Annotated in this window: 23 protein-coding genes; 15 read left to right on the top strand and 8 right to left on the bottom strand. The window is 65.8% G+C overall.

All coding sequences use genetic code 11. The annotated features are described in order from the left end of the window. Window positions 1-24 precede the first annotated feature (24 nt). Window positions 25-2043 (top strand): thioredoxin domain-containing protein, encoded by a 2019-nt coding sequence (locus ABID37_RS05600; protein WP_354193170.1) that lies wholly within the window; start codon window positions 25-27, stop codon window positions 2041-2043. A gap of 37 nt (window positions 2044-2080) precedes the next feature. Here ABID37_RS05600 and rho read toward each other — a convergent pair whose 3' ends face one another. The 3 genes from rho to hemE all read right to left on the bottom strand — a co-directional run bounded on the left by rho (window position 2081) and on the right by hemE (window position 5123). Further along, window positions 2081-3346, bottom strand: coding sequence for a transcription termination factor Rho (rho, locus tag ABID37_RS05595; protein WP_354193169.1), 1266 nt, complete (start codon window positions 3344-3346; stop codon window positions 2081-2083). Window positions 3347-3561: 215 nt separating this feature from the next. Then, window positions 3562-4092: a protoporphyrinogen oxidase HemJ gene (hemJ, locus tag ABID37_RS05590; protein WP_354193168.1), complete on the bottom strand. Its 531-nt coding sequence runs from the start codon at window positions 4090-4092 to the stop codon at window positions 3562-3564. Further along, window positions 4089-5123 carry a uroporphyrinogen decarboxylase gene (gene hemE, locus ABID37_RS05585; RefSeq protein ID WP_354193167.1) on the bottom strand — a complete coding sequence of 345 codons (1035 nt, stop codon included), beginning with the start codon at window positions 5121-5123 and terminating at the stop codon, window positions 4089-4091. Before hemE ends, hemJ begins: the two co-directional genes overlap by 4 nt. Before the next feature lie 401 nt (window positions 5124-5524). Here hemE and ABID37_RS05580 point away from each other — a divergent pair, with 401 nt between their 5' ends. The 5 genes from ABID37_RS05580 to dnaQ are packed head-to-tail and all read left to right on the top strand — an operon-like array spanning window position 5525 to window position 9186. After that, the gene (locus tag ABID37_RS05580; protein WP_354193165.1) at window positions 5525-6346 is read left to right on the top strand and encodes a pyruvate, water dikinase regulatory protein; all 822 of its coding nucleotides are present in this window, start codon (window positions 5525-5527) and stop codon (window positions 6344-6346) included. A 39-nt stretch (window positions 6347-6385) separates the two neighbouring features. Then, window positions 6386-6985 carry a Maf-like protein gene (locus ABID37_RS05575; RefSeq protein WP_354193164.1) on the top strand — a complete coding sequence of 200 codons (600 nt, stop codon included), beginning with the start codon at window positions 6386-6388 and terminating at the stop codon, window positions 6983-6985. Then, the gene (locus ABID37_RS05570; RefSeq protein ID WP_354193163.1) at window positions 6978-7820 is read left to right on the top strand and encodes a shikimate dehydrogenase; all 843 of its coding nucleotides are present in this window, start codon (window positions 6978-6980) and stop codon (window positions 7818-7820) included. Before ABID37_RS05575 ends, ABID37_RS05570 begins: the two co-directional genes overlap by 8 nt. Next, on the top strand, window positions 7817-8422 hold the full coding sequence (gene coaE, locus ABID37_RS05565) for a dephospho-CoA kinase (RefSeq protein ID WP_354193162.1): 606 nt from the start codon (window positions 7817-7819) through the stop codon (window positions 8420-8422). The genes ABID37_RS05570 and coaE overlap by 4 nt, the downstream gene beginning before the upstream one ends. 50 nt (window positions 8423-8472) lie before the next feature. After that, the gene (dnaQ, locus tag ABID37_RS05560) at window positions 8473-9186 is read left to right on the top strand and encodes a DNA polymerase III subunit epsilon (RefSeq protein WP_354193161.1); all 714 of its coding nucleotides are present in this window, start codon (window positions 8473-8475) and stop codon (window positions 9184-9186) included. 86 nt (window positions 9187-9272) lie between these two features. Here dnaQ and secB read toward each other — a convergent pair whose 3' ends face one another. Next, the gene (secB, locus tag ABID37_RS05555; protein ID WP_354193160.1) at window positions 9273-9767 is read right to left on the bottom strand and encodes a protein-export chaperone SecB; all 495 of its coding nucleotides are present in this window, start codon (window positions 9765-9767) and stop codon (window positions 9273-9275) included. Window positions 9768-9879: 112 nt separating this feature from the next. Next, on the bottom strand, window positions 9880-10380 hold the full coding sequence (locus tag ABID37_RS05550) for an FxsA family protein (protein WP_354193159.1): 501 nt from the start codon (window positions 10378-10380) through the stop codon (window positions 9880-9882). A 185-nt stretch (window positions 10381-10565) separates the two neighbouring features. Between ABID37_RS05550 and ABID37_RS05545 the strand changes: the two genes are divergently transcribed. The 4 genes from ABID37_RS05545 to ABID37_RS05530 are packed head-to-tail and all read left to right on the top strand — an operon-like array spanning window position 10566 to window position 13339. Continuing rightward, a complete protein-coding gene (locus tag ABID37_RS05545) occupies window positions 10566-11267 on the top strand; it encodes a Tim44/TimA family putative adaptor protein (RefSeq protein ID WP_354193157.1) in 702 nt (233 codons plus the stop codon). A 20-nt stretch (window positions 11268-11287) separates the two neighbouring features. After that, window positions 11288-12433, top strand: coding sequence for a murein transglycosylase A (gene mltA, locus ABID37_RS05540; RefSeq protein WP_354193156.1), 1146 nt, complete (start codon window positions 11288-11290; stop codon window positions 12431-12433). Then, window positions 12430-12960: a Smr/MutS family protein gene (locus ABID37_RS05535; RefSeq protein ID WP_354193154.1), complete on the top strand. Its 531-nt coding sequence runs from the start codon at window positions 12430-12432 to the stop codon at window positions 12958-12960. Before mltA ends, ABID37_RS05535 begins: the two co-directional genes overlap by 4 nt. Window positions 12961-12970: 10 nt before the next feature. Continuing rightward, window positions 12971-13339, top strand: a complete 369-nt coding sequence (locus ABID37_RS05530; protein WP_354193152.1) for a helix-turn-helix domain-containing protein — start codon at window positions 12971-12973, stop codon at window positions 13337-13339. A gap of 160 nt (window positions 13340-13499) precedes the next feature. On the opposite strand, the gene ABID37_RS05525 is transcribed toward ABID37_RS05530, so the two are convergent. Beyond that, on the bottom strand, window positions 13500-15086 hold the full coding sequence (locus ABID37_RS05525) for a peptide chain release factor 3 (protein ID WP_354193151.1): 1587 nt from the start codon (window positions 15084-15086) through the stop codon (window positions 13500-13502). A 206-nt stretch (window positions 15087-15292) separates the two neighbouring features. On the opposite strand from ABID37_RS05525, the gene dut reads away from it, so the two are divergent. The 4 genes from dut to ABID37_RS05505 all read left to right on the top strand — a co-directional run bounded on the left by dut (window position 15293) and on the right by ABID37_RS05505 (window position 18795). Continuing rightward, window positions 15293-15772 (top strand): dUTP diphosphatase, encoded by a 480-nt coding sequence (gene dut / locus ABID37_RS05520; protein WP_354193150.1) that lies wholly within the window; start codon window positions 15293-15295, stop codon window positions 15770-15772. A 93-nt stretch (window positions 15773-15865) separates the two neighbouring features. Then, window positions 15866-16666 (top strand): isocitrate lyase/PEP mutase family protein, encoded by an 801-nt coding sequence (locus tag ABID37_RS05515; protein WP_354193148.1) that lies wholly within the window; start codon window positions 15866-15868, stop codon window positions 16664-16666. Between the two features lie 2 nt (window positions 16667-16668). Next, window positions 16669-17676, top strand: coding sequence for a proline racemase family protein (locus tag ABID37_RS05510; RefSeq protein WP_354193146.1), 1008 nt, complete (start codon window positions 16669-16671; stop codon window positions 17674-17676). A gap of 126 nt (window positions 17677-17802) precedes the next feature. Continuing rightward, window positions 17803-18795: an adenosine kinase gene (locus tag ABID37_RS05505; RefSeq protein WP_354193144.1), complete on the top strand. Its 993-nt coding sequence runs from the start codon at window positions 17803-17805 to the stop codon at window positions 18793-18795. Here ABID37_RS05505 and proC read toward each other — a convergent pair whose 3' ends face one another. Together proC and hemA are read right to left on the bottom strand one after the other, a co-directional pair. Beyond that, on the bottom strand, window positions 18796-19611 hold the full coding sequence (gene proC / locus ABID37_RS05500; RefSeq protein ID WP_354193143.1) for a pyrroline-5-carboxylate reductase: 816 nt from the start codon (window positions 19609-19611) through the stop codon (window positions 18796-18798). It lies immediately after the preceding gene. A gap of 67 nt (window positions 19612-19678) precedes the next feature. Continuing rightward, complete coding sequence (gene hemA, locus ABID37_RS05495; protein WP_354193142.1) at window positions 19679-20956, bottom strand: 5-aminolevulinate synthase; 1278 nt, start codon at window positions 20954-20956, stop codon at window positions 19679-19681. 216 nt (window positions 20957-21172) lie between these two features. On the opposite strand from hemA, the gene ABID37_RS05490 reads away from it, so the two are divergent. Then, on the top strand, window positions 21173-22423 hold the full coding sequence (locus tag ABID37_RS05490; RefSeq protein ID WP_354193141.1) for a D-amino acid dehydrogenase: 1251 nt from the start codon (window positions 21173-21175) through the stop codon (window positions 22421-22423). The last annotated feature ends 13 nt before the right edge of the window (window positions 22424-22436 follow it).

The raw sequence follows: 22436 nt of genomic DNA, 5'->3' as shown, positions 1-22436 counted from the left end.
TTCCTTTCGGCCAAAGGCGGCATCATGGCCCTACCGCCTCGCAACCTGCTTGCTGATGAGGCAAGCCCCTATCTGCAACAACACGCCGCAAATCCCGTGCATTGGCGGCCGTGGTCCACTGCCGCGCTGCAGGAAGCCCGGGAACTCGACCGCCCGATCCTGCTGTCGGTCGGTTATGCCGCCTGCCATTGGTGCCATGTCATGGCCCATGAAAGCTTCGAGAGCCCGGACATTGCCGGCGTCATGAACCGTCTGTTCGTCAATATCAAGGTCGATCGCGAGGAGCGCCCGGATATCGACCAGCTCTATATGGCGGCGCTGACGGCCATGGGCGACCAGGGCGGCTGGCCACTCACCATGTTCCTCACGCCCGATGCGCAGCCGTTCTGGGGCGGCACCTATTTTCCGCCGCGCGCCCGCTTCGGCCGGCATGGCTTCGTCGAAATCCTGGAGGCGGTGTCCAACGCATGGCACAAGAAGCGCGCCGACATATTGCGCGGCGCCGGAACGCTGACCGCCCATGTCCAGGACAAGCTCGGCGCCACCCATGACAAGGGCACGATCCGGCCCGAAACCCTTCCCGATATCGCCGAGAATATCCATAACATGATCGATCGCGATGCAGGTGGCCTGAAAGGCGCGCCGAAATTCCCCAACGCCCCCTTCATGCACGCCCTATGGCTGTCCTATCTCAATACCGGCAATGCAGCGCATCGATCGGCCGTGCTCACCAGCCTTGAACACATGCTGGCCGGCGGCATCTACGATCATGTCGGCGGCGGGCTGGCGCGCTATTCCACCGACGCACAATGGCTGGTGCCGCATTTCGAGAAGATGCTTTACGACAATGCGCAATTGCTGCGGCTTGCCAACTGGGCCTATGCGGAATCGGGATCGGAATTGTTCCGGGTCCGAATCGAAGAAACTATTGTTTTCCTGCTCAACGAAATGCGGGTCGAGGGCGGCGCCTTCGCATCCAGCCTCGATGCCGACAGCGAGGGACAGGAGGGGCTGTTCTACACCTGGGAAGAAAGCGAGGTCGAAGAAGTTCTTTGCTCGGATTCATCCTTGTTTTTCAAACATTTTTCCCTTGCCAAGCCGCCCTCGTGGGAAGGCAAGCCGATCCTCTTCCAGACGCCCGACCAGGCTATGCAGGCCGTCGTGAATGCCGTGGAGCTGAAGCCGCTCAAGCAAAGACTCCTCTCGGCACGTGGAAAGCGGGTCCGGCCCGGGCTTGACGACAAGGTGCTGACCGACTGGAACGGTCTGGCCATCGGCGCTCTCGCCGAATGCGGGCGCACCTTCGGCCGGCCGGATTGGATCGAAGCGGCGCGTATGGCCTTTGAACAGATTGTCGGCACCGCCCGGGGCGGGCGCCTGCCGCATTCGACACTGGGCAAGAAGGCGCAGTTTCCGGCGCTATCGAGCGACTATGCCTCCATGGCCAATGCAGCCATTTCCCTGTTCGAGGCGACGCAGGAACCGAGCTTCATCGACCAAGCCCGGCACTTCATGGGTGAGCTCGACCGCTGGCACGCGGACGATGCGGGGAGCGGGTATTATCTCAGTGCATCCGACAGCGAAGATGTGCCGGTCCGCATCCGCGGCGATGTCGATGAAGCCATTCCCTCCGCAACCAGCCAGATCATCGAGGCATTGGCACGGCTGGCCAGCGCCACCGGCGACACGGACATCCAGGAGAAGGCGTGGACGATTGCCGAATATGCCGCCGGCCGCGCCAGCCGGCAAAGCTACGGGCAGATCGGCATCTTCAATGCCTGCGAGCTGGCCCGCGAGCCCCGCAAGCTGGTGATGGTCGACGATCCGGCAAACCCTAAATTTGTTCCGGCGGCGAATCAATGCCCAGATCCGCGCCGGGTCGACCTTGTCCTGCCGCTCGGGCGGGATGTGGAGGTGAGCCTTCCGGGTGGCGTGGCGCCGTCTACGGAAAAGCCCTGCGCCTATCTGTGCACCGGGATTGTCTGTCTGCCGGTCATCGCGGACGCCGACACACTGGAAAAAGCATTGAAGGCGAGGCCATAGCCCCGCCTTCTGCAAAACGCGCCCGATCGGTTCCCGGTCAGGTGTTCATCGAATCGAAGAAATCCGAATTCGTCTTGGTCTGCTTGAGTTTGTCGATGAGGAACTCGATCGCATCGGTCGTGCCCATCGGCGCCAGGATGCGCCGCAGCACGAAGATCTTCTGCAGGTCCTGACGCGCAACCAGCAGGTCTTCCTTGCGGGTTCCGGACTTGAGAATGTCCATGGCCGGGAAGATGCGCTTGTCGGCCACCTTGCGGTCGAGCACGATTTCCGAGTTGCCGGTGCCCTTGAACTCTTCGAAGATCACCTCGTCCATGCGGCTGCCGGTGTCGATCAGCGCCGTGGCGATGATGGTGAGCGAACCGCCCTCCTCGATATTGCGCGCCGCACCGAAGAAGCGCTTGGGGCGCTGCAGGGCGTTGGCGTCGACACCGCCGGTCAGCACCTTGCCGGAGGACGGCACGACCGTGTTGTAGGCGCGGCCGAGGCGAGTAATCGAATCGAGCAGGATGACGACGTCGCGGCCATGCTCGACCAGGCGCTTGGCCTTCTCGATGACCATTTCGGCCACCTGGACGTGGCGCGCGGCCGGCTCGTCGAAGGTCGAGGACACGACCTCGCCCTTCACCGAGCGCTGCATGTCGGTCACTTCCTCGGGCCGCTCGTCGATCAGCAGCACGATCAGATAGCATTCGGGGTGGTTGGTGGTGATCGAATGGGCGATGTTCTGCAACAGCACCGTCTTACCGGTGCGCGGCGGCGCCACGATCAGCCCGCGCTGGCCCTTGCCGAGCGGAGCGACCAGATCGATGACCCGCGGCGAGATGTCCTTGGTGGTCGGAATGTCGACCTCCATCTTCAGCCGCTCGTTCGGATAGAGCGGCGTCAGATTGTCGAAATGGATCTTGTGGCGGATCTTTTCCGGATCGTCGAAATTGATCGTGTTGACCTTGAGCAGCGCGAAATAACGCTCGCCCTCCTTCGGGCTGCGGATCGGCCCCTCGACGGTGTCGCCGGTTTTCAGCGAAAAGCGGCGGATCTGCGAGGGCGAGATGTAGATATCGTCCGGACCCGGCAGATAGTTGGCGTTGGCCGAGCGCAGGAAGCCGAAACCGTCCTGCAGCACTTCCACGACACCGTCACCGATGATCTCGATATCCTGCGCCGCCAGCTTCTTGAGGATGGCGAACATCAGCTCCTGCTTGCGCATGACGCTGGCATTCTCCACCTCGAGCGATTCGGCATAGGCGATCAGCTCTGGCGGCTTCTTGTTCTTGAACTCTGCGAGTTTCATTTCCTGCATGGCGGGACTCTGGGTGTGCTGAGCGGATTATCGGCGGATGCGATGATGTGCCGAGGCGGTCGATGTGGTGAAAACCAACGGCGCAAGGCAAAAGGGAGGAATGTCCTTTTACCGCCGCGCCGGCCAAAGAGCAATATGGCTCGTTCACAGCGCGACGCGGGAAGACCAGATCCGGATTGAACGAAAATCCGCTGCAATTACAAAAGGATAGACCGTCAGAACGGCTTGACGATCACCAGAATGACGATGGTGATCATCAGCAAGGTAGGAACTTCGTTGACGATCCGCCAGTGCCGGGCCGGCTTTTCATTGCGGTCCTCGTCGAACTTGCGCACCGCTGCCGACAGATAGCCATGCAGGCCGGACATCGCCAGGACGGCCGCGATCTTGGCGTGCAGCCAGCCGCCCTGGAACCCGAACCCCTTCCATGCCAGCCACAGGCCGAGAACCCATGTCGCCGTCATCGCCGGGTTGATGATGGCGCGCAGCAGGCGCCGCTCCATCACCTTGAAGGTCTCGGACTGCACCGAGCCCTTTTCAGCGCCGGCATGATAGACGAACAGGCGTGGCAGGTAGAGCATTCCCGCCATCCACGCGATGACCGCGATGACATGGAAGGCCTTGATCCAGTTGTAGAGATCCTCGGAGGCGACAAGCAACAGAGCCGCGGCCAGGGCGGCCAGGACGAGGATCCCCACCACCGCCCGCAGCGCCGCATTGCGGTTGCTTGCCCGGATATCCGTCATCGGCTGGCTCCCTCCCTCACCTGTCTCACCATCGCCTCGACATGGGCGACCGGCGTCTCCGGAACGATGCCATGGCCGAGGTTGAAAATGAACGGTCCATCCTTCAGCGCTTCGAGGATCGCTGCCACGCCGTCCGAAAGCGCCTTGCCGCCGGCCACCAGCCTGAGCGGGTCGAGATTGCCCTGCACCGCCCCTTCCCGTTGCAGGGCGGCCGCCTGCGACAGCGGCACCGACCAGTCGAGGCCGAGCCCCGCCACGCCCGTCTTGCGACGGTAGGAAGTGTAGTTGGCCCCTGCGCCCTTGGGAAAACCGATCACCGGAACCTCGGGATGGACTTCATGCACCTTGCGCACAATGCGGGCGACCGGTTTCACGCAGAAGGCCTCGAACGAGGCCTCATCAAGGACGCCGGACCAGGAATCGAAAATCTGCACCGTGTCGGCGCCGGCCTCGATCTGCCGGATGAGATAGGCGGCGGACTGGTCCGCCAGCACGTTCAGGAGCTTCCGGAAGGCCTCTGGCTCGCGATAGGCGAACAACCGCGCCGGCGCCTGGTCGGGCGTGCCGTGGCCGGCGATCATATAGGTGGCGACGGTCCAGGGAGCGCCGCAGAAGCCGATCAGCGTCGTCTCGTCCGGCAATTGCCGGCGCAGGCGCCGCACCGTCTCGTAGACCGGCTCCAGATTCACGTGAAACGTTTCGGCGTCGAGCGCACCGATCTCGCCGGCCGTGATCGGCGTCATCAGCGGCCCGCGTCCTTCCTCGAAGCGCAGATCGCGGCCGAGCGCATGCGGAACGACAAGGATATCCGAAAACAGGATCGAAGCGTCGAAGCCGAAACGCTCGATCGGCTGCAGCGTCACCTCGACGGCGCGGTCGGGATTGTAGCAGAGGTCGAGGAAGGAGCCAGCCTGTTTCCGGGTCTCGCGGTATTCGGGCAGGTAGCGCCCGGCCTGGCGCATCATCCACAGCGGCGGCGGGAAAACCGCCTCGCCCTTCAGGACTCGCATCATCTTCCGGTTGCCGCTCATTGCGTCTCGCTTTCAGGAGCCAAATCTAAAAACAAATCTCTAAATGAGAGAATCTTCTGATTCTAAGAGTCTGTTGGAATCGGTGATTGTGATCTTTCCCGGTTCGCCGCCGTGAAAGCCATTCAGCATTTTGTCGCGACCGGGCTTGTCCAGCCCGTACAATGCTGGGGATCGTCGCCAAAACACAAGCTGAATCAAGCGGATTCAGGAAGAGATGCAAATTCCGGCCTGTGGATGGCGCACGGGCTTCCGGTTTTCTCCACGGTCTTGTCCCCAGCCCGGGAGAAAAATGCACGCACCCGCGAATTGTGGACAAGGCGGCATCTGATACAGTCGCGCCCGGCGAGCCGTGGATTTTCTCCCGCCTTGTCCACAGTCGCCCACAGAGCCGGATGTATAGTGTGAACAAGCCGCAAAGTTTCTTCCATCTGCATATGATCTCGGACGCCACCGGCGAAACGCTGCTTGCGGCGGGGCGCGCGGCTTCTGCCCAGTACAAGGATGCGCGGGCGATCGAGCACATCTATCCGCTGATCCGCAACGAGAAGCAGCTGATGAAGGTGTTCGAGGAGATCGAGGAGGAGCCCGGCATCATCCTCTATACGGTGGTGGACCAGAAGCTGGCGCGGCTCATCGACGAGCATTGCGTCACCATGGGCCTGCCCTGCGTGTCGGTGCTGGAGCCGGTGCTGACCGTGTTCCAGTCCTATCTCGGCACGCCGGCCGGGCGCAGGGTTGGCGCCCAGCATGTGCTGGATGCGGATTACTTCCGGCGCATCGATGCGCTAAACTTCACCATGGAGCATGATGACGGGCAATTGCCGCTCGACATGGACGATGCCGATGTCGTGCTGATCGGCATTTCGCGCACATCCAAGACGCCGACCAGCATCTACCTCGCCAATCGCGGCATCAAGACCGCCAATATCCCCATCGTGCTCGGCGTTCCTGTGCCGGACGGCCTGGTCAAGGCAAAGAAGCCGCTGGTCGTCGGGCTGGTGGCGACGGCCGAGCGTATCTCGCATATCCGCCAGAACCGCACCCTCGGCAGCACCAGCGGATTCGAGGGCGGCACCTATGTCGACCGGGCGTCGATTACCGAAGAACTCGCCTATGCGCGCAAGATCTGCACGCGCTACAATTGGCCGATGATCGATGTCAGCCGCCGGTCGATCGAGGAGACGGCGGCCGCCATTCTTGCCCTGCGCAGCAAGAGCCGGTAATCGCTGGCTGCCTTGCAACAGAAGCCGAAAGGTCCGCCCATGACCGAGAAACTGATCCTCGCCTCCGGCAGCCCGTTCCGCAAGGCGATGCTGGTCGATGCCGGGCTCGATGTCGAGGCCGTGCCGGCGAAGATCGACGAGCGGGCCGTGGAAGCGCCGTTGCAGGACAGCGGCGTGTCGCCCGAGGACGTGGCGGCGATCCTCGCCGAGGCCAAGGCGGTGGAAGTAAGCGAAAGACGGCCGGGCGCCCTGGTGCTGGGATGCGACCAGACGCTTTCGCTGGGTGACAGGCTGTTTCACAAGCCGGCCGATATGGAAGGCGCCCGCCGCCATCTGCTCGCCCTGTCCGGCAAGACCCATCAGTTGAACAGCGCCGCCGTTCTGGTGCGCGACGGCGCGGTGCTGTGGCGTCATGTCGGCATCGCCAACCTCACCATGCGCCAGCTCGATCCGGCCTTCATCGGCCGCCATCTGGCGAAAGTCGGCGACAAGGCCCTGTCCAGCGTCGGTGCCTACCAGATCGAGGGCGCAGGCATCCAGCTCTTCGAAAAGGTCGAGGGCGACCATTTCACCATTGTCGGCCTGCCGCTGCTGCCGCTGCTTTCCGAACTGCGCCGGCTGGGAGCCATCGATGGCTGAGAACGCGAAAAGGGCCTTCGTCATCGGCCATCCCATCGCCCATTCGCGCTCGCCGAAGATCCATGGCCACTGGCTGAAGAGCTACGGTCTTGCCGGCAGCTATGAGGCGATCGACGTCGCGCCGGGCGATCTGGCAGGTTTCATTGCCGCATTGCGGGAAAACGGCTTTCGCGGCGGCAACGTCACCATCCCGCACAAGGAAGCGGTGTTCGAACTCGTCGACCGTATCGATCCGGCCGCCGAACGGATCGGCGCCGTCAACACGCTGTGGTTCGAGGACGGCCGCCTGTGGGGCGGCAATACGGACGCACATGGCTTTGCCGCCAATCTCGACGAACATGCTCCCGGCTGGGCCGCCAACGGGCCGGCCGTCGTGCTTGGCGCCGGTGGCGCGGCGCGCGCCATCATTTATGCGCTGAAGGAGCGCGGGGTGCGCGACATCCGCATTCTCAACCGCACCCTCGAACGCGCCGGGGATCTGCGCGACCGTTTTGGCGAGGGCATCAGCGCCCATCGGCTGGAAGCCGCCGGCGAATTGCTGGCCGATGCCGGTCTTCTGGTCAACACCACGGCGCTCGGCATGCATGGCAATGAAGGCCTGCCTGCCGATCCCGCGGCCTTGCCGGACAAGGCCATCGTCACCGACATCGTCTATGTGCCCCTGGAGACGCCGCTGCTGGCCGCTGCCCGGGCGCGCGGCCTCGCCTGTGTCGACGGGCTCGGCATGCTGCTCCATCAGGCCGTTCCCGGCTTCGAACGCTGGTTCGGGAAACGCCCTGCGGTGACGGCGGAGCTGCGCGATCTCGTCCTGGCCGATCTGGGAGTGGCGGCATGATCGTGCTCGGCCTCACCGGCTCCATCGGCATGGGCAAGTCCACTGCCGGAAAGATGTTCCGCGAGGCGGGCGTGGCGGTGCACGATTCCGACGAGGCCGTGCACCGTCTCTATGCCGGAGCTGCCGCACCGCTGGTCGAGGCCGCGTTCCCCGGCACGACCGTCGACGGCGTGGTCGACCGCGCCGCCCTCGGCAAGCTGGTCTTCGGCGACCCGGTCGCACTGAAGAAGCTGGAGGCGATCGTGCATCCGCTGGTGCGGGCCGACGCCGATGAATTCCTGGCCCGGCAACGCGCCGCCGGCGCCAGGCTCGCGGTGCTCGACATTCCCCTGCTGTTCGAGACCGGCGGCCGTGACCGCGTCGACAAGGTCGCGGTCGTCTCGGCGCCGGCCGAGGTCCAGCGCGAGCGGGTGCTGGCGCGTCCGGGCATGACGGCGGAGCGCTTCGAGGCGATCCTGGCCAAGCAGGTGCCGGACGCCGAAAAGCGCCGCCTGGCCGATTATGTCATCGACACCCGCCGGGATTTCGACGTCACCCGCGCCCGCATCGGGGAAATCATCGCGGATCTGACAGGGGAAAAGACGGCAGCGTCCGATGGCTGAACTTGCCGCGTGCCGGGCTTTTGCGCATGGTTCAGGCAAGGAGCGATTCGGTGCGTGAAATCATTTTCGATACGGAAACCACGGGGCTCGATGCGCGCGAAGACCGCATCATTGAGATCGGTGGCATAGAACTGGTGAACCGGTTCCCGACGGGGCGCACCTTTCACAAGTACATCAACCCGCAGGGCCGCCAGATCCACCCCGACGCGCAGGCCGTGCACGGCATCAGCGCCGCCGACCTGGCCGGCAAGCCGACCTTTCCGGAGATCGCCGAAGAATTCATGGCCTTCGTGGACGGCGCCAGGCTGGTCGCCCACAACGCCAATTTCGACATCAACTTCATCAATGCCGAGTTCGCCCGCCTCGGCCATCCGCCGGTGGTGCCCGACCTGGTGGTCGACACGCTCGCGCTGGCCAAGCGCAAGCATCCGATGGGGCCGAATTCGCTCGATGCGCTGTGCCGCCGCTACGGCATCGACAACAGCCATCGCACCAAGCACGGCGCCCTGCTCGATTCCGAGCTTCTGGCCGAAGTCTATATCGAGTTGATCGGCGGCAAGCAGGCGGCGCTCGTGCTGGACACGGTGGTCGCGGTCGGCGTGGAAGAGGTCAGCATCGACATGGCCGAGGTCCGGATCGGCAGCCGTCCCTCGCCGCTGCCGTCGCGCCTCAGCGAGGCGGACCGCGCCGCCCATGCGGCGCTGGTCGATTCGATGGGGGAAAAGGCGGTCTGGCTGCAGGCCCTCGGCCGGCCGGCGGCCTGACAAAATAACCTGTTGTTTTCAATATATTTTCTATGAAAAAACCCGGCGCGAGGCCGGGTTTTTCTTATCGTCATTCCGGTGGCGGCTCAGCTCACCTGGACCTTGGCGGCGGCCTGGTCCTCGGCCAGCTTCTGCTGGAACATCTGCGCGAAGTCGATCGGATCGAGCATCAGCGGCGGGAAGCCGCCGTTGCGGGTCGCGTCGGCGATGATCTGGCGTGCGAAGGGGAACAGCAGGCGCGGGCATTCGATGAACAGGATCGGCAGCATGTGCTCCTGCGGGAAGCCGTCGATGTTGAACACGCCGCCATAGACCAGCTCGACATTGAACAGCACGTCCTTGTCGACCGTGGCCTTGGCCGTCAGCGACAGGTTCACGTCGAACTGCTTTTCCGACAGCGGATTGGCGTTGACGTTGACGTTGATGGCGATGCCGGGCGCCTTGTCGCGGCCGCGCAGCGAATTCGGGGCGCCGGGGCTCTCGAAGGAAAGGTCCTTCACATACTGCGCCAGCACGTTGAGGGTCGGCTGGGTTCCATTGCCGTTTCCGGCGGCGGCTTTCTTGTCGTTCTCGTCGGCCATGAGCCCTGTTCCTGTTTTCGGACCGTCCGGCCCCGATGTGGATTCGCGGGGTTGGCTATCACGACCGGTCAGTCAACACAAGGTTTTGACCGCCGTCCGGACCGTCCGGCCTCTATTCCTCGGGAAGCCGTCGCCAGGGCGAATCCGCGTCGGGCCGTCCGCCTCCCTGGCCGCTGCGCTGGAAATCCTCGCTGTCGAGATCGATGGTGCGCCCATCGCGTCCGCGCCGGAAGCCGGAGGCGCTGAACTGGCCGGTGAAGACGACGCGGCGCCCGAATAGCCGCCAGAACAGGGCCCGCACCGGCGGCAGGAGGACAAGCAGGCCGATGGCGGAGGTGATGAAGCCCGGGACGATGAGCAATATGGCGGCCACCACCGACATGGCGCTGGTGGCGAGCTGGAGGCTGGGGTCCTCGCCCTTTTCCATCGCCGCGCGCACCTTGTTCATCGCCCCCAGCCCCTGATGGCGCAGGAGCAGGCTGCCGGCCACGCTCGAGGCGAGGACGAGGCCGACCGTGGCCAGCGCCCCGATCTGCTTGCCGACAAGGACGAAAGCGGCGATCTCCAGGAGCGGAAGCAGGAGAAAGAGCACGGGGAAGAAGGAAACACGCAAAATCGTAACCGTTTGCTGGTCGTTTACGCCTTCGGCGTCATTTGCCGCTGGCACTGGTCCCTACAGATAGGTATGCGTGCCTTTGATTTGAATGATTGTGTCTCGCGTTCTATATGCTTTGATAGGATGACGCCAGACGCGGTGCTGTGCGTTCGGTGCAGCGTAAAGGGATCGATTGGCGCGCGATGGAATTTTTCGACTTCGGCACGATTTTCTTCCTGGTCGCGGCGGTGGTGATCTTCTTTCAGCTGCGCAATGTGCTTGGCCGCCGCACCGGCAGTGAGCGCCCCCCCTTCGATCCCTATTCCGCGCGCAAGCAGGACAAGCCCGCCGCAGGCGATGCCGACAATGTCGTCGCCCTGCCGCGCAACAAGCGCGGCGAGGCCGCGGCCGAGACCTATGCGGCCATCGATGCGCTGGCCAGGCCCGAGACCGAGCTGAACAAGGGCCTGCGCGCCATCAAGGATGCCGATGCCAGCTTCGAGCCGAAGGGCTTCGTCGACGGTGCCAAGATGGCCTATGAAATGATCGTGATGGCCTATGCGGACGGCGACCGCAAGACGCTCAAGAACCTGCTGTCGCGCGAGGTCTATGACGGTTTCGTCGCGGCGATAGCCGAGCGCGAGGGCCGTGGCGAGAAGATCCAGTCCTCCTTCGTCGGCATCGACAAGGCCGAGATCGTTTCGGCGGAGATGAAGGGGGGCGAGGCCCACGTGACCTTGCGCATCGTTTCGGAACTGATTTCGGCCACCCGCGACAAGGCCGGCGATATCGTCGATGGCGATCCGGACACGGTGGCCGAGGTCAAGGATGTGTGGACCTTCGCGCGCGACACCCGCTCGCGCGATCCGAACTGGAAGCTGGTCGCCACCGAAGCCGAAGACTGACCGGCTGGGCGCTGCGTCCCGTGCCGGAAGCCCGAGTTCCCGAAAGCCCGCCAGGTCCCTTCCGCCGTGTCGGCTTCGGCGCGCTTCCCGGCTGGCAGGACGACGACCAGCTTACCGCCTTCGCGGCGTTCCGGCGTTCCGCCGAACATGCGGGCAAGAAGCCCTATCGCACCGGTGCGCTCGGCATCCGGTTCGAGGCTTTCGCCGACACCTATGACGCGGCGCGAACCGTTTCGCCGGCGAATCGTATCGAGGCGCGCGCCTTCTTCGAGCGCCATTTCGCGCCCCTGCATGTGAGGCCGGATCATGGCGATCACGGGCTTGTGACCGGCTTCTACGAACCGCAGGTCGAGGCTTCGCCGGTCAGGACAGCCCGTTTCACCGTGCCGCTGCTGGCCCGCCCGTCCGATCTCGTCGACATCGACGACGCCAATCGCCCGCCCGGCCTGGACCCCTATCTGGCCTTTGCCCGCGTCACGTCGCAGGGGCCGGTCGAATATCACGACCGCGCGGCCATCGAGGGCGGTGTACTGGCCGGACAGGACCTCGAGATCGCCTGGCTGGCCGACAAGGTCGATGCCTTCTTCATCCATGTGCAGGGCGCGGCGCGGCTCGCCATGACCGACGGGCGCAGCATCCGCGTCACCTATGCCGCCAAATCCGGGCAGCGCTTCACCGGTCCGGGCGGGGTGCTGGCCGGTCTCGGCGAAATCCCGCTGGCCGAGGTCACCATGCAGTCGATCCGGGCCTGGTTCCGCTGCAATCCGCAGCGTGTGGACGAAATCCTGTGGCGGAACCGCTCCTATATCTTTTTCCGTGAGGCGTCGGTGGACGATCCGGCGCTCGGGCCGGTGGCGGCGGCCAAGGTGCCGCTGACGCCGGGTCGCTCCGTCGCCGTCGACCGCCTGCTTCATACCTTCGGCACGCCCTTCTACATCGATGCGCCGGACCTTCTCGCCTTCGGCCAAAAACCCTTCCGTCGGCTGATGATCGCGCAGGACACCGGTTCGGCCATCGTCGGCGCGGCGCGCGGCGACCTGTTCGCCGGATCGGGCGACGCGGCCGGCGAGATCGCCGGCGTGGTGCGCCACCGGGCCGATTTCTACGCTCTTGTGCCGCGGCAGATCGCGGACCATCTGTCGTCTGTTACGGATGCGATGACATGACGCGACGGCCGCACAAGACGCTGAGCGACGAGGACCGGGTTCTGTGGAGCCTGGTGGCACGCACGGCCGTGCCGCTCAGGGGCCGGGCGCTGCCGCCCGCCGAGACGCCCGGTCCGGCGGCAGGTGTGCCCCCGCCTCCCGTCCCGGTTTCCGCTGCCCCGGCTGCCTCCGCGCCGGCAAAGCCGCTGCCGCCTCCGCCCCGTCATCTCGACCGCCCGACCCTCGACAAGCTGGCCAAGGGCCGGCTGCCGATCGAGGCGCGTGTCGATCTCCACGGCATGACGCAGGACGAGGCCTATTCCCTGCTGTTTTCGTTCCTGCACCGCGCCCATGCGGCCGGGCTGCGCTATGTGCTGGTCATCACCGGCAAGGGCTCGTCGTCGGGTGGCGACGGCGTGCTGCGCCGCTCGGTGCCGGGCTGGCTGGCCACCTCGGCCTTCCGCATGTTCGTGTCGAGCCACGAGCATGCCGCGCGCCATCATGGCGGCGCGGGCGCGCTTTACGTGCGCCTGCGCAAGGTCCGGTGAGGAGGCCGCGATGACGCCGCTCGGTGAAAAGATCCGCGCGTTGCGACAGGAACGCGGCGCCAGCCAGAAGGAGATGGCGGCGGCCATCGGCGTCAGCCCCGCCTATCTGTCGGCGCTGGAGCACGGACGGCGCGGCGCGCCGAGCTGGACCCTGATCCAGAAGATCATCGGCTATTTCAACATTATCTGGGACGAGGCGGAGGAATTCCAGCGCATCGCCCAGGCCTCGCATCCGCGCGTCAAGGTCGACACCTCGGGCCTGTCGCCGGCGGCGACCGAACTGGCCAACCTGCTGGCCGAGAACATCGCGCGCATGGATGAGGCCGAAATCCGCGCCATCACCGCCCGCATCCGGGAGGTGATGGCCCGCCGGAGGTAGATTTGATCTTCCAGAAGCATGATCCTTGTCCGAAAAGTCTGCAACTTTTCGGGGTCATGCTTTGAGCATTTTGAAGCCATGTGACATCACTTGGCGTTTCACAAATGCGGCCAAAAACCAGATAGAGCGGTAGCCCGGATTTGTCCGGGCGTCTGCCGCTCTAAGCATCACGGACCTGATAGTCCTTCACCGTCGTGAAGCGGATCGCCTTCCAGCGCTCGGCCTCGTAGTTCAGCGAGAACTCATGCTGGGCGAGGAACACCGGATCGTCGTCGAGGTCGCGGGCGATGTCGCCGCGATGCGCTTCCATGAACCGCGTCAGCTCTGCCTGCTCGTCGGCGTCGATCCAGCGACAGATGGAAAAGCGCGACACTTCGAAATCGACCGGCAGGCCGTATTCGATGTTGAGCCGTTCCTTCAGCACGTCGAGCTGCAGCGCGCCGACCACGCCGACGATGGCCGGCGAGCCGTCTTCCGGCGTGAAGAGCTGCACCACGCCTTCCTCGGCCATCTGGTGCAGCGCGTCCTTCAGCTTCTTGGCCTTCATGGCGTCGCCGAGGCGCACGCGGCGCAGGATTTCCGGGGCGAAGTTCGGCACGCCCCGGAACAATATGTCCTCGCCCTCGGTCAGCGTGTCGCCGATGCGCAGCGTGCCGTGGTTGGGAATGCCCACCACGTCGCCGGCATAGGCCTCGTCGGCGGTGATGCGCGAGCGGGCGAAGAAGAATTGCGGGGCCGACAGCGACATCGGCTTGCCGGTGCGCACCAGCTTGGCCTTCATGCCGCGTTGCAGGATGCCGGAGCACACGCGCACGAAGGCGATGCGGTCGCGGTGGTTGGGGTCCATATTGGCCTGGATCTTGAAGACGAAGGAGGTCATCCTGTCCTCCGTCGCCTCGACCGTGCGGCTGTCGGCCTCCTGCGCGCGCGGCGGCGGCCCGTAGGCGCCCAGCGCCTCGATCAGGTCGCGCACGCCGAAATTGCGCAGCGCCGAACCGAAATAGACCGGCGTCAGATGGCCCTCCCGGAAGGCGTCCGCATCGAACGGACGACAGGCCTCGCGTGCCAGCTCCACCTCCTCGATGAAGGCCGGGCGGTCGTTCTCCGGCAAAAGGCCGGCGGCGCGGTTGGAATCCGGCCCGTGCACGGGGGTGCGCTCGGTCTCGGCATCGCCGCGCCGCACCGCGTTCTCGGCCAGATGATAGGTGCCGGCGAAGGTCTTGCCCTGGCCGATCGGCCAGGTCACGGGCGCGGTGTCGAGCGCCAGCTTCTCCTCGATCTCGTCGAGGATCTCGAAGGTGTCGCGGGCCTCGCGGTCCATCTTGTTGACGAAGGTGATGATGGGAATGTCGCGCAGGCGGCAGACCTCGAACAGCTTGAGCGTGCGCGGCTCGATGCCGCGCGCCGCGTCGATGACCATCACCGCCGCATCGACCGCCGACAGCGTGCGGTAGGTATCGTCGGCGAAATCCTCGTGGCCCGGCGTGTCGAGCAGGTTGAAGACGTTGTCGCCATATTCGAAGGTCATCACCGAGGTGACCACCGAAATGCCGCGCTCGCGCTCGATCTTCATCCAGTCCGAGCGGGTCTGGATCTTGTCCTTCTTGGCTTTCACCTCGCCGGCGAGCTGGATGGCGCCACCGAACAGCAGCAGCTTTTCCGTCAGCGTCGTCTTGCCGGCGTCAGGGTGCGCGATGATCGCGAAGGTGCGACGGCGCTTCACCGCTTCTTGAATTGTCTCGGCCATGTCTGGAATCCCGTCTGGTGGCGGGCTTCTAGCAACAACCGGCCGGCCTGTCGAACGGAAATGGCCCGGCGGCAGGCCCGGCGACGTGGTCCGTGCTGGTCTATTGCGGCGGGCTGCTGTAAGCGGAACCGCCGGGCGCGCCGCCGAGGTCGCGTCCCGGCCGTATGCCCGTTTCCGCCAGGTCCACTCTCGATAGGAAAGCTGCCATGTCCTCCCCCACCGCTTCCGTCATCGGCCCCACCGTCGGCTTCGTGCGCCTGCCGCATGCGGCAGGCTTGCCCCTGCCCGCCTATGAAAGCGCCAGTGCCGCCGGCATGGACCTGCGTGCCGCCATTCCCGAGGACCGCTCGATCCTGATCCTGCCCGGCAAGCGGGCGCTGGTGCCGACCGGCCTGGTGATGGAAATTCCCGAAGGCATGGAAGGCCAGGTCCGGCCCCGCTCAGGCCTGGCGCTGAAGCACGGCATCACCTGCCTCAACACGCCCGGCACCATCGACAGCGACTATCGCGGCGAGGTCCAGGTGCTGCTGGTCAATCTCGGCGATGAGGATTTTTCGGTCAGCCGTGGCATGCGCATCGCCCAGATCGTCTTCGCCCCGGTCACCCATGTGCGCACCGAGGAGCGCGAGCTGGCCGGCGACACCGGGCGCGGCGCGGGTGGCTTCGGCTCGACCGGAACCGCTTGACCCGCGGCATCCCGGCTGGCCCCATCGGTTTCGTTTGCCCGGTCCCGTCGGCGGCGATAGGATCGCCGCGATGATCACATCCGGGGTTTGGCCATGGACAAGGGCACGGTCTTTCGGGAACTGCACGCTTCCACCTTCATCATCCCCAATCCATGGGACATCGGAACAGCCAGGCTGTTGCAATCCCTGGGCTTCAAGGCGCTGGCCACGACCAGCGCCGGCTTCGCCTTCTCGCGCGGCCTGCCCGATGGCGGCGTCGCCTTCGAGGCGATGATCGCCCATTGCAAGGACATCGTCGGAGCGACCGACCTGCCCGTCTCGGCCGATCTGGAAAAGGGCAAGGGCGACAGCCCCGAAAGCGCGGCCGAAACCATTTTCGCGGCGGAGGCGGCGGGGCTTGCCGGTTGCTCGCTGGAGGATTTTTCGGGTGACGAGAGCACGCCGATCTACGATTTCTCCCATGCGGTGGAGCGTGTGGCGGCGGCCGTCGAGGCGGCGCGGGCGCTGAAACACGATTTCGTGCTCACCGCGCGGGCCGAGAACTTCCTGCACGGCCGTCCCGATCTCGACGACACGATCCGGCGATTGCAGGCCTTCGAGAAGGCCGGGGCGGATGTGCTCTATGCGCCGGGCCTCACCGAAATCGATCAGGTGCGCACGCTCTGCGCCGCGCTGGAAAAGCCGGTCAACGTGCTGGCAATGCCGGCCTTCACCATGGCCGCGCTAGCCGAGGCGGGCGCAAGGCGTATCTCGCTCGGCTCCAAGCTGACCGCCTGCGCCTTCGGTGCCGTGGAGAGGGCGGCGAAGGAAATGCTGGAGAAGGGCAGCTTCGCCTTCGCCGGCGATGCCATGGCCTATGGCCGGTTGCAGGCCATGTTCGCGGAAGACGCCTGACGATGGCGGCGGAAGTGCTGACCGTCACCGACATGCACACCGGCGGCGAGCCGGTCCGCATCGTCACCGGCGGCTATCCGCCGATCCCGAAGGGCACCATCCTGCAAAAGCGCGCCTATGTGCGCGAGCATCTCGACCATTTGCGCAGGCTCCTGATGTTCGAGCCGCGCGGCCATGCCGACATGTATGGCGCGCTGCTGGTCGAGCCGGACCTGCCGGACGCCGACTTGGCCGTGCTGTTCATGCACAATGAGGGCTATTCCACCATGTGCGGCCACGCCGTCATCGCGCTCGGCCGCTATGCGGTGGACACCGGCATGGTGGCGGCCAGCGAACCGGTGACCACGGTCAGGATCGAGGCGCCCTGCGGCCTCGTCGTCGCCTCGGTCGAGGTCCGCGACGGCAAGGCCGGCGCCGTCTCGTTCGAGAGCGTGCCCGCCTTTCTGTTCGCCGGCGACCGCAGCATCGATCTCGGTCCCTACGGAACGATACGCTTCGACGTCGCCTATGGCGGGGCCTTCTATGCGCTGGCCGACTGCCGCCAGTTCGGGCTTGCCTTCGGCGCCAACCGGGTGCGCGATTTCGTCGATGCGGCGACGGCGCTGACCGACCGGCTGAAGGCCGGTTTCCCGCTCGCCCACCCCGATCATGACGACCTCGCCTTCCTCTACGGCACCATCCTGACCGATGGCGGCGATGCCTTTGCGGACCGGCCGACGCGCAATGTCTGTGTGTTCGCCGAAGCCGAGGTGGACCGCTCGCCGACCGGATCGGGCGTCACCGCGCGGCTGGCGGTCATGCATGCCAAGGGCCAGATCGAACCCGGCCGGGCGCGCGTCTTCGAAAGCATCGTCGGCTCGCGATTTACGGGTGAGGTCGCCCGCACCACGCGTGCCGGCCCGCATGCGGCGATCGTCGCCCGCGTCGGCGGCCGGGCCTTCTATTCGGGCAAGGCCGAATTCACCCTGGAAGCGGACGACGAACTCGGCCGCGGTTTCCTGCTGCGTTGATCGGTTTGCCCGATCCGCGGACATCGTCGTGCCGAGGCTTTGCAAAGCCTGCGCCATGCTCTACCACCCATGCGGATTTCAGGGGCGCGGGGCCGCGCCGGAAAGGCCCGAACCGGAGAGGAATGAATGCCGGAATATGACGTGCTGTGCATCGGCAATGCCATTGTCGATATCATCGCCCAGAGCGACGAGAGCTTCCTCGCCGAGAACGGCATCATCAAGGGGGCGATGAACCTCATCGATGCGGAGCGCGCCGAATTGCTCTATGCGCGCATGGGGCCGGCCGTCGAGGCCTCCGGCGGCTCGGCCGGCAACACGGCCGCCGGCATCGCCAGCTTCGGCGGCCGCGCCGCCTTTGCCGGCAAGGTCGCCGACGACCATCTGGGCGGCATCTATGCCCACGACATCCGCGCGCTGGGCGTGGCCTTCGACACGAAACCGCTCACCGGCACGCCGCCCACCGCGCGCTGCATGATCTTCGTCACGCCGGACGGCGAGCGCTCGATGAACACCTATCTCGGCGCCAGCATCGAGTTCGGCCCGCAGGACGTGGACACCGAAAAGGCCAGCGGTTCCAAGGTGGTCTATTTCGAGGGCTATCTGTGGGACCCGCCGCGCGCCAAGGAAGCGATCCGCGAGGCGGCGCGGCTGGCCCATGCCGCCGGCCGGGAAGTGGCGATGACGCTTTCGGACAGCTTCTGCGTCGACCGCTACCGCGACGAGTTCCTCGACCTGATGCGCAGCGGCACGGTCGACATCGTCTTTGCCAACGACCACGAATTGCGGGCGCTCTACCTGACAGCGTCCCTGGAAACGGCCATCGAGGCCATCCGCAGGGATTGCCGGCTGGCGGCCGTCACCTGTTCGGAAAAGGGCTCGACGATCGTCGAGGGCGAGCGGACGATCCCGATCGAAGCGATCGCCATCGACGAGCTGGTCGACACCACCGGCGCCGGCGACCTCTACGCCGCCGGCTTCCTGTTCGGCTATACGCAGGGGCGTTCGCTCGAGGACTGCGGCAAGCTGGGCTCGCTCGCCGCCGGCCTGGTCATCCAGCAGATCGGCCCGCGCCCGCGCCAGAATTTGCGCATCGAGGCCGAGCAGGCCGGGTTGTTGTAATCAGCTTCCCAGCTCGATGGAGCGCTTGCGCGCCGCCTCGACGGCCTCGATCAGCAGCCGAGTCAGCCGCTCCTCGCCCATCAGCACGTCGAGCGCGGCGGCGGTGGTGCCCTTGTAGCTCGTCACCTGCTGGCGCAGCACGCCGGGTTCCTCGCCGCTTTCCGCCGCCATGACGGCCGCGCCGTAGACCGTCTGCACGGCCAGCCGCGCCGCCGTCTCGGCCGGCAGGCCGGCGGTTCTGGCCGCGGCGGTCAGCGCCTCGATGAAATGGAACACATAGCCGGGGCCCGAGCCGGACACCGCCGTCACCGCATCCATCAGCTTCTCGTCGTCGATCGATGCCACCTCGCCGCTGGCGGCCAGGAGGTCGGCCACGAACCGGCGGGCTTCCGCGCCGACATGGGCGTTGGCGTAGACCACCATCATGCCCTTGCCGATGGCGGCGGGAATGTTGGGCATGCAGCGGATCACCGGCGTGTTTTCGCCGAGCAGGCTTTCGAAGGTGGCGACGCTGGTGCCGGCGGCAATGCTGACGAAGGTTGTGGCGCCGTTGCCGAAGCGCGCATAGTCGGCCAGCACGTCGCGGATGGCCTGCGGCTTGACTGCGGTCACCACGATTTCGGGCGCAATGTCAGCGGGAAGCCCGTCGGCGCCGGATGCCGTGATGCAGCCGAGGGCCGCCGCCCGGTCGCGGAAGGCGTCGTTGGGCTCGACCACCACGATGTCGCCGGCCGCGATCCGGCCGGAGCCGACCCAGCCGGCCAGCATTGCGTAGCCCATATGGCCGCAGCCGACGAGAACAAGCCTTGCAGTCATTCCATTCCTCCGAGCTGTCGGGGGTTTTCATAACCCGGACAGCTTCGGCTGGAAAGCGTGCTGGAGGTCAGCCCCCGGACTTCGGCACCAAGAGCGGCACGATGCGTTCGCTGGCGCTGACCTCGGGGCGCTGCACGGTGCCGTAGGGTATGCCCAGCGCATTCCAGGTTTCGACCAGCGCATCGCGCAGTTCGAGGATCAGCGCGTCGGAATGGAAGGGCGTCGGCGTGATGCGCAGCCGCTCCGTGCCGCGCGGCACGGTCGGGTAGTTGATCGGCTGGATATAGATGCCGTGCACGCCGAGCAGCCGGTCGCTGGCCATCTTGCACAGCTCCGGGTCGCCGACCAGCACCGGCACGATATGGGTCACCGAAGGCATCACCGGCAGGCCGGCGTCGCCGAGGATCTGCTTGGCGCGTGCCGCCTGGCGCTGCTGGGCGTCGCGCTCGCCCTGCGAGGACTTGAGATGGCGGATCGAGGCCGTGGCGGCCGCCGCCAGTGCCGGCGGCAGGGCCGTGGTGAAGATGAAGCCCGGCGCGTAGGAGCGCACGGCATCGACCACGGCGCTGGTGCCGGTGATGTAGCCGCCCAGCGTGCCGAACGCCTTGGCGAGCGTTCCCTCGATCACGTCGATGCGGTCGGCCAGCCCTTCGCGCTCGGTGATGCCGCCGCCGCGCGGTCCGTACATGCCCACCGCATGGACCTCGTCGATATAGGTCATGGCGTTGTACTTGTCGGCGAGGTCGGCGATTTCCTTGATCGGCGCGATGTCGCCATCCATCGAATAGACGCTTTCGAACACGATCAGCTTGGCGCGCTCGCGCCCGGCCTGCTGCAGCAGGCTTTCCAGATGAGCGACGTCATTGTGGCGGAAGATGCGCTTTTCCGCGCCGGAGCGGCGCACGCCCTCGATCATCGAGGCGTGGTTCAGCTCGTCGGAGAGGATGAGGCAGTTGGGCAGCAGCCGGGCGATGGTGGAGATCGCCGCCTCGTTGGAGACGAAGCCGGAAGTGAACACCAGCCCGGCCTCCTTGCCGTGCAGGTCGGCCAGTTCGCTTTCCAGTTCGACCAGCGGATTGCTGGTGCCGGAGATGTTGCGGGTGCCGCCGGCGCCCGAGCCCATGCGCCCGGCCGCGTCCTGGAAGGCGCCGACCACCTTCGGGTGCTGGCCCATGCCCAGATAGTCGTTCGAGCACCAGACGGTGATCTCGCGCGTGTCGGCGCCGGTGCGCCACAGCGCGCGCGGAAACTTGCCGACCATGCGCTCAAGATCGGCGAACACGCGATAGCGGCGCTCGGCATGAAGCTGGTCGATGGCGTCTTCGAAGAACCTTTGATAGTTCATTTTCGAGTCCCGTTCGAGCAATTCCGGGAAAACAAGGGGAATGGCTTTCCGTACGGAATTGCGCATGACAAAGATGCAGGGCAGCTACGCAGTTTCAAGGAAAGCGGGACTGCTCAGGTTGATACGATCATAATGCCGGCCGCCGCCGGCGTCCACGCAGGCCGTTCGGTCAAAATGCCACGCCTGCGGGGGGGGCGGAATCCTGGAGAGGCTTGGATGAAGATACTGGTTCTGGGCGCCGGTGCGGTCGGCACGGCGGCCGCCTATTATCTGGCCCGCGACGGGCATGAGGTCACCGTCGTCGAGCGCCATGCGGCGCCGGCCTCCGGCACCAGCTACGCCAATGCCGGCCTGGTCTCGCCGGGCGACGCCACCGCATGGGCCTCGCCCGAGGCCCTGAGGACGTTCGTGCGCGGCATGTTCAATCACGACCTCGGCATCAAGGTCCGGCTCGGTCGCGACGCCTATCTGCTGGCGTGGAGCCTGCGCTTCCTGCGCCAGTGCACGCCGGCCGCCAAGCGCGCCAACACCTTGTCGAAGCTGAGGCTGGCGCTCTATTCGCGCGACAGCATCAACGCGCTTACCGAGGAGACCGGCATCGCCTATGACGACCGGCGCAAGGGCATCCTCTATCTCTACCGCAGCCGCGAAAGCCTCGATGCGGCCCTGCCGAACTATCGCTATCTGGCCGATCACGGCCTGCCGATCGAGATCGTCGACGCGGAGCGGGCGGCCGAGATCGATCCGGGCCTTTCCGCCGGTCGCGGGCAGTTCGCCGGCGCCGTCTATTCGCCGACCGACCAGACAGGGGATTCGCGCCTGTTCGTCACCAGGCTGGCGGACCATACCGCCGAAAAGTTCGGCGTGGAGTTCCGCTTCGGCACCACGGTCGAGGGGCTCGACATCGAGGGAGACGGGGTGCGGGCCGTGCGCACCGATGCCGGGCCGCTGGCGGCCGACATCGTCGTCATCGCCATGGGGCCGGAAAGCGGCCTGCTCGGCCGCCGCCACGGGCTCGACCTGCCGGTCTATCCGGTGAAGGGCTACGCGGCGACGATACCCCTGGAGGACGAGGCCCGGGGCCCGACCATGGGCGGCGCCGACGAGGACCGCTATGTCGCCTATTCGCGCCTCGGCAACCGGCTGCGGCTCTCCTGCACGGCCGAGTTCACCGGTTTCGACCGCTCGTTCCAGCCTGCGAATTTCGCCGCCATGTTCCGCACGGCACGCGAGATTTTCCCCGGCGCCTTCGATGAAGCCAGGGCGGAACTGTGGGCGGGCCTGCGCCCGATGATGCCCAGTTCGGTGCCGGTGCTCGGCCGCGCCCGCTATCGCAACCTTTACCTCGACACCGGCCATGGCCATCTCGGCTGGACCATGGCCGCGGGGTCCGGCCGACTGCTTGCCGACCTCGTCGCCGGACGCCCGCCCGAGATCGACACCACCGGCCTGCTCTACGGGAAGTGACCGCATCCGGACC

Origin of the sequence: Aquamicrobium terrae (assembly GCF_040545735.1) — a bacterium.
GTDB lineage: Bacteria > Pseudomonadota > Alphaproteobacteria > Rhizobiales > Rhizobiaceae > Mesorhizobium > Mesorhizobium terrae_A.
Note: the sequence above shows the minus strand (reverse complement) of the source record. Positions and strands in the feature narration are given on the sequence as shown.

Excerpts from the sequence above, each read along its gene's own strand:
- ABID37_RS05600 (WP_354193170.1), top strand. The coding sequence starts at position 25 with ATGGCCCTACCGCCTCGCAACCTGCTTGCTGATGAGGCAAGCCCCTAT.
- rho (WP_354193169.1), bottom strand. The coding sequence starts at position 3,346 with ATGCAGGAAATGAAACTCGCAGAGTTCAAGAACAAGAAGCCGCCAGAG.
- hemJ (WP_354193168.1), bottom strand. The coding sequence starts at position 4,092 with ATGACGGATATCCGGGCAAGCAACCGCAATGCGGCGCTGCGGGCGGTG.
- hemE (WP_354193167.1), bottom strand. The coding sequence starts at position 5,123 with ATGAGCGGCAACCGGAAGATGATGCGAGTCCTGAAGGGCGAGGCGGTT.
- ABID37_RS05575 (WP_354193164.1), top strand. The coding sequence starts at position 6,386 with ATGACCGAGAAACTGATCCTCGCCTCCGGCAGCCCGTTCCGCAAGGCG.
- ABID37_RS05570 (WP_354193163.1), top strand. The coding sequence starts at position 6,978 with ATGGCTGAGAACGCGAAAAGGGCCTTCGTCATCGGCCATCCCATCGCC.
- coaE (WP_354193162.1), top strand. The coding sequence starts at position 7,817 with ATGATCGTGCTCGGCCTCACCGGCTCCATCGGCATGGGCAAGTCCACT.
- secB (WP_354193160.1), bottom strand. The coding sequence starts at position 9,767 with ATGGCCGACGAGAACGACAAGAAAGCCGCCGCCGGAAACGGCAATGGA.
- ABID37_RS05545 (WP_354193157.1), top strand. The coding sequence starts at position 10,566 with ATGGAATTTTTCGACTTCGGCACGATTTTCTTCCTGGTCGCGGCGGTG.
- ABID37_RS05535 (WP_354193154.1), top strand. The coding sequence starts at position 12,430 with ATGACGCGACGGCCGCACAAGACGCTGAGCGACGAGGACCGGGTTCTG.
- ABID37_RS05530 (WP_354193152.1), top strand. The coding sequence starts at position 12,971 with ATGACGCCGCTCGGTGAAAAGATCCGCGCGTTGCGACAGGAACGCGGC.
- ABID37_RS05525 (WP_354193151.1), bottom strand. The coding sequence starts at position 15,086 with ATGGCCGAGACAATTCAAGAAGCGGTGAAGCGCCGTCGCACCTTCGCG.
- dut (WP_354193150.1), top strand. The coding sequence starts at position 15,293 with ATGTCCTCCCCCACCGCTTCCGTCATCGGCCCCACCGTCGGCTTCGTG.
- ABID37_RS05515 (WP_354193148.1), top strand. The coding sequence starts at position 15,866 with ATGGACAAGGGCACGGTCTTTCGGGAACTGCACGCTTCCACCTTCATC.
- ABID37_RS05510 (WP_354193146.1), top strand. The coding sequence starts at position 16,669 with ATGGCGGCGGAAGTGCTGACCGTCACCGACATGCACACCGGCGGCGAG.
- ABID37_RS05505 (WP_354193144.1), top strand. The coding sequence starts at position 17,803 with ATGCCGGAATATGACGTGCTGTGCATCGGCAATGCCATTGTCGATATC.
- proC (WP_354193143.1), bottom strand. The coding sequence starts at position 19,611 with ATGACTGCAAGGCTTGTTCTCGTCGGCTGCGGCCATATGGGCTACGCA.
- hemA (WP_354193142.1), bottom strand. The coding sequence starts at position 20,956 with ATGAACTATCAAAGGTTCTTCGAAGACGCCATCGACCAGCTTCATGCC.
- ABID37_RS05490 (WP_354193141.1), top strand. The coding sequence starts at position 21,173 with ATGAAGATACTGGTTCTGGGCGCCGGTGCGGTCGGCACGGCGGCCGCC.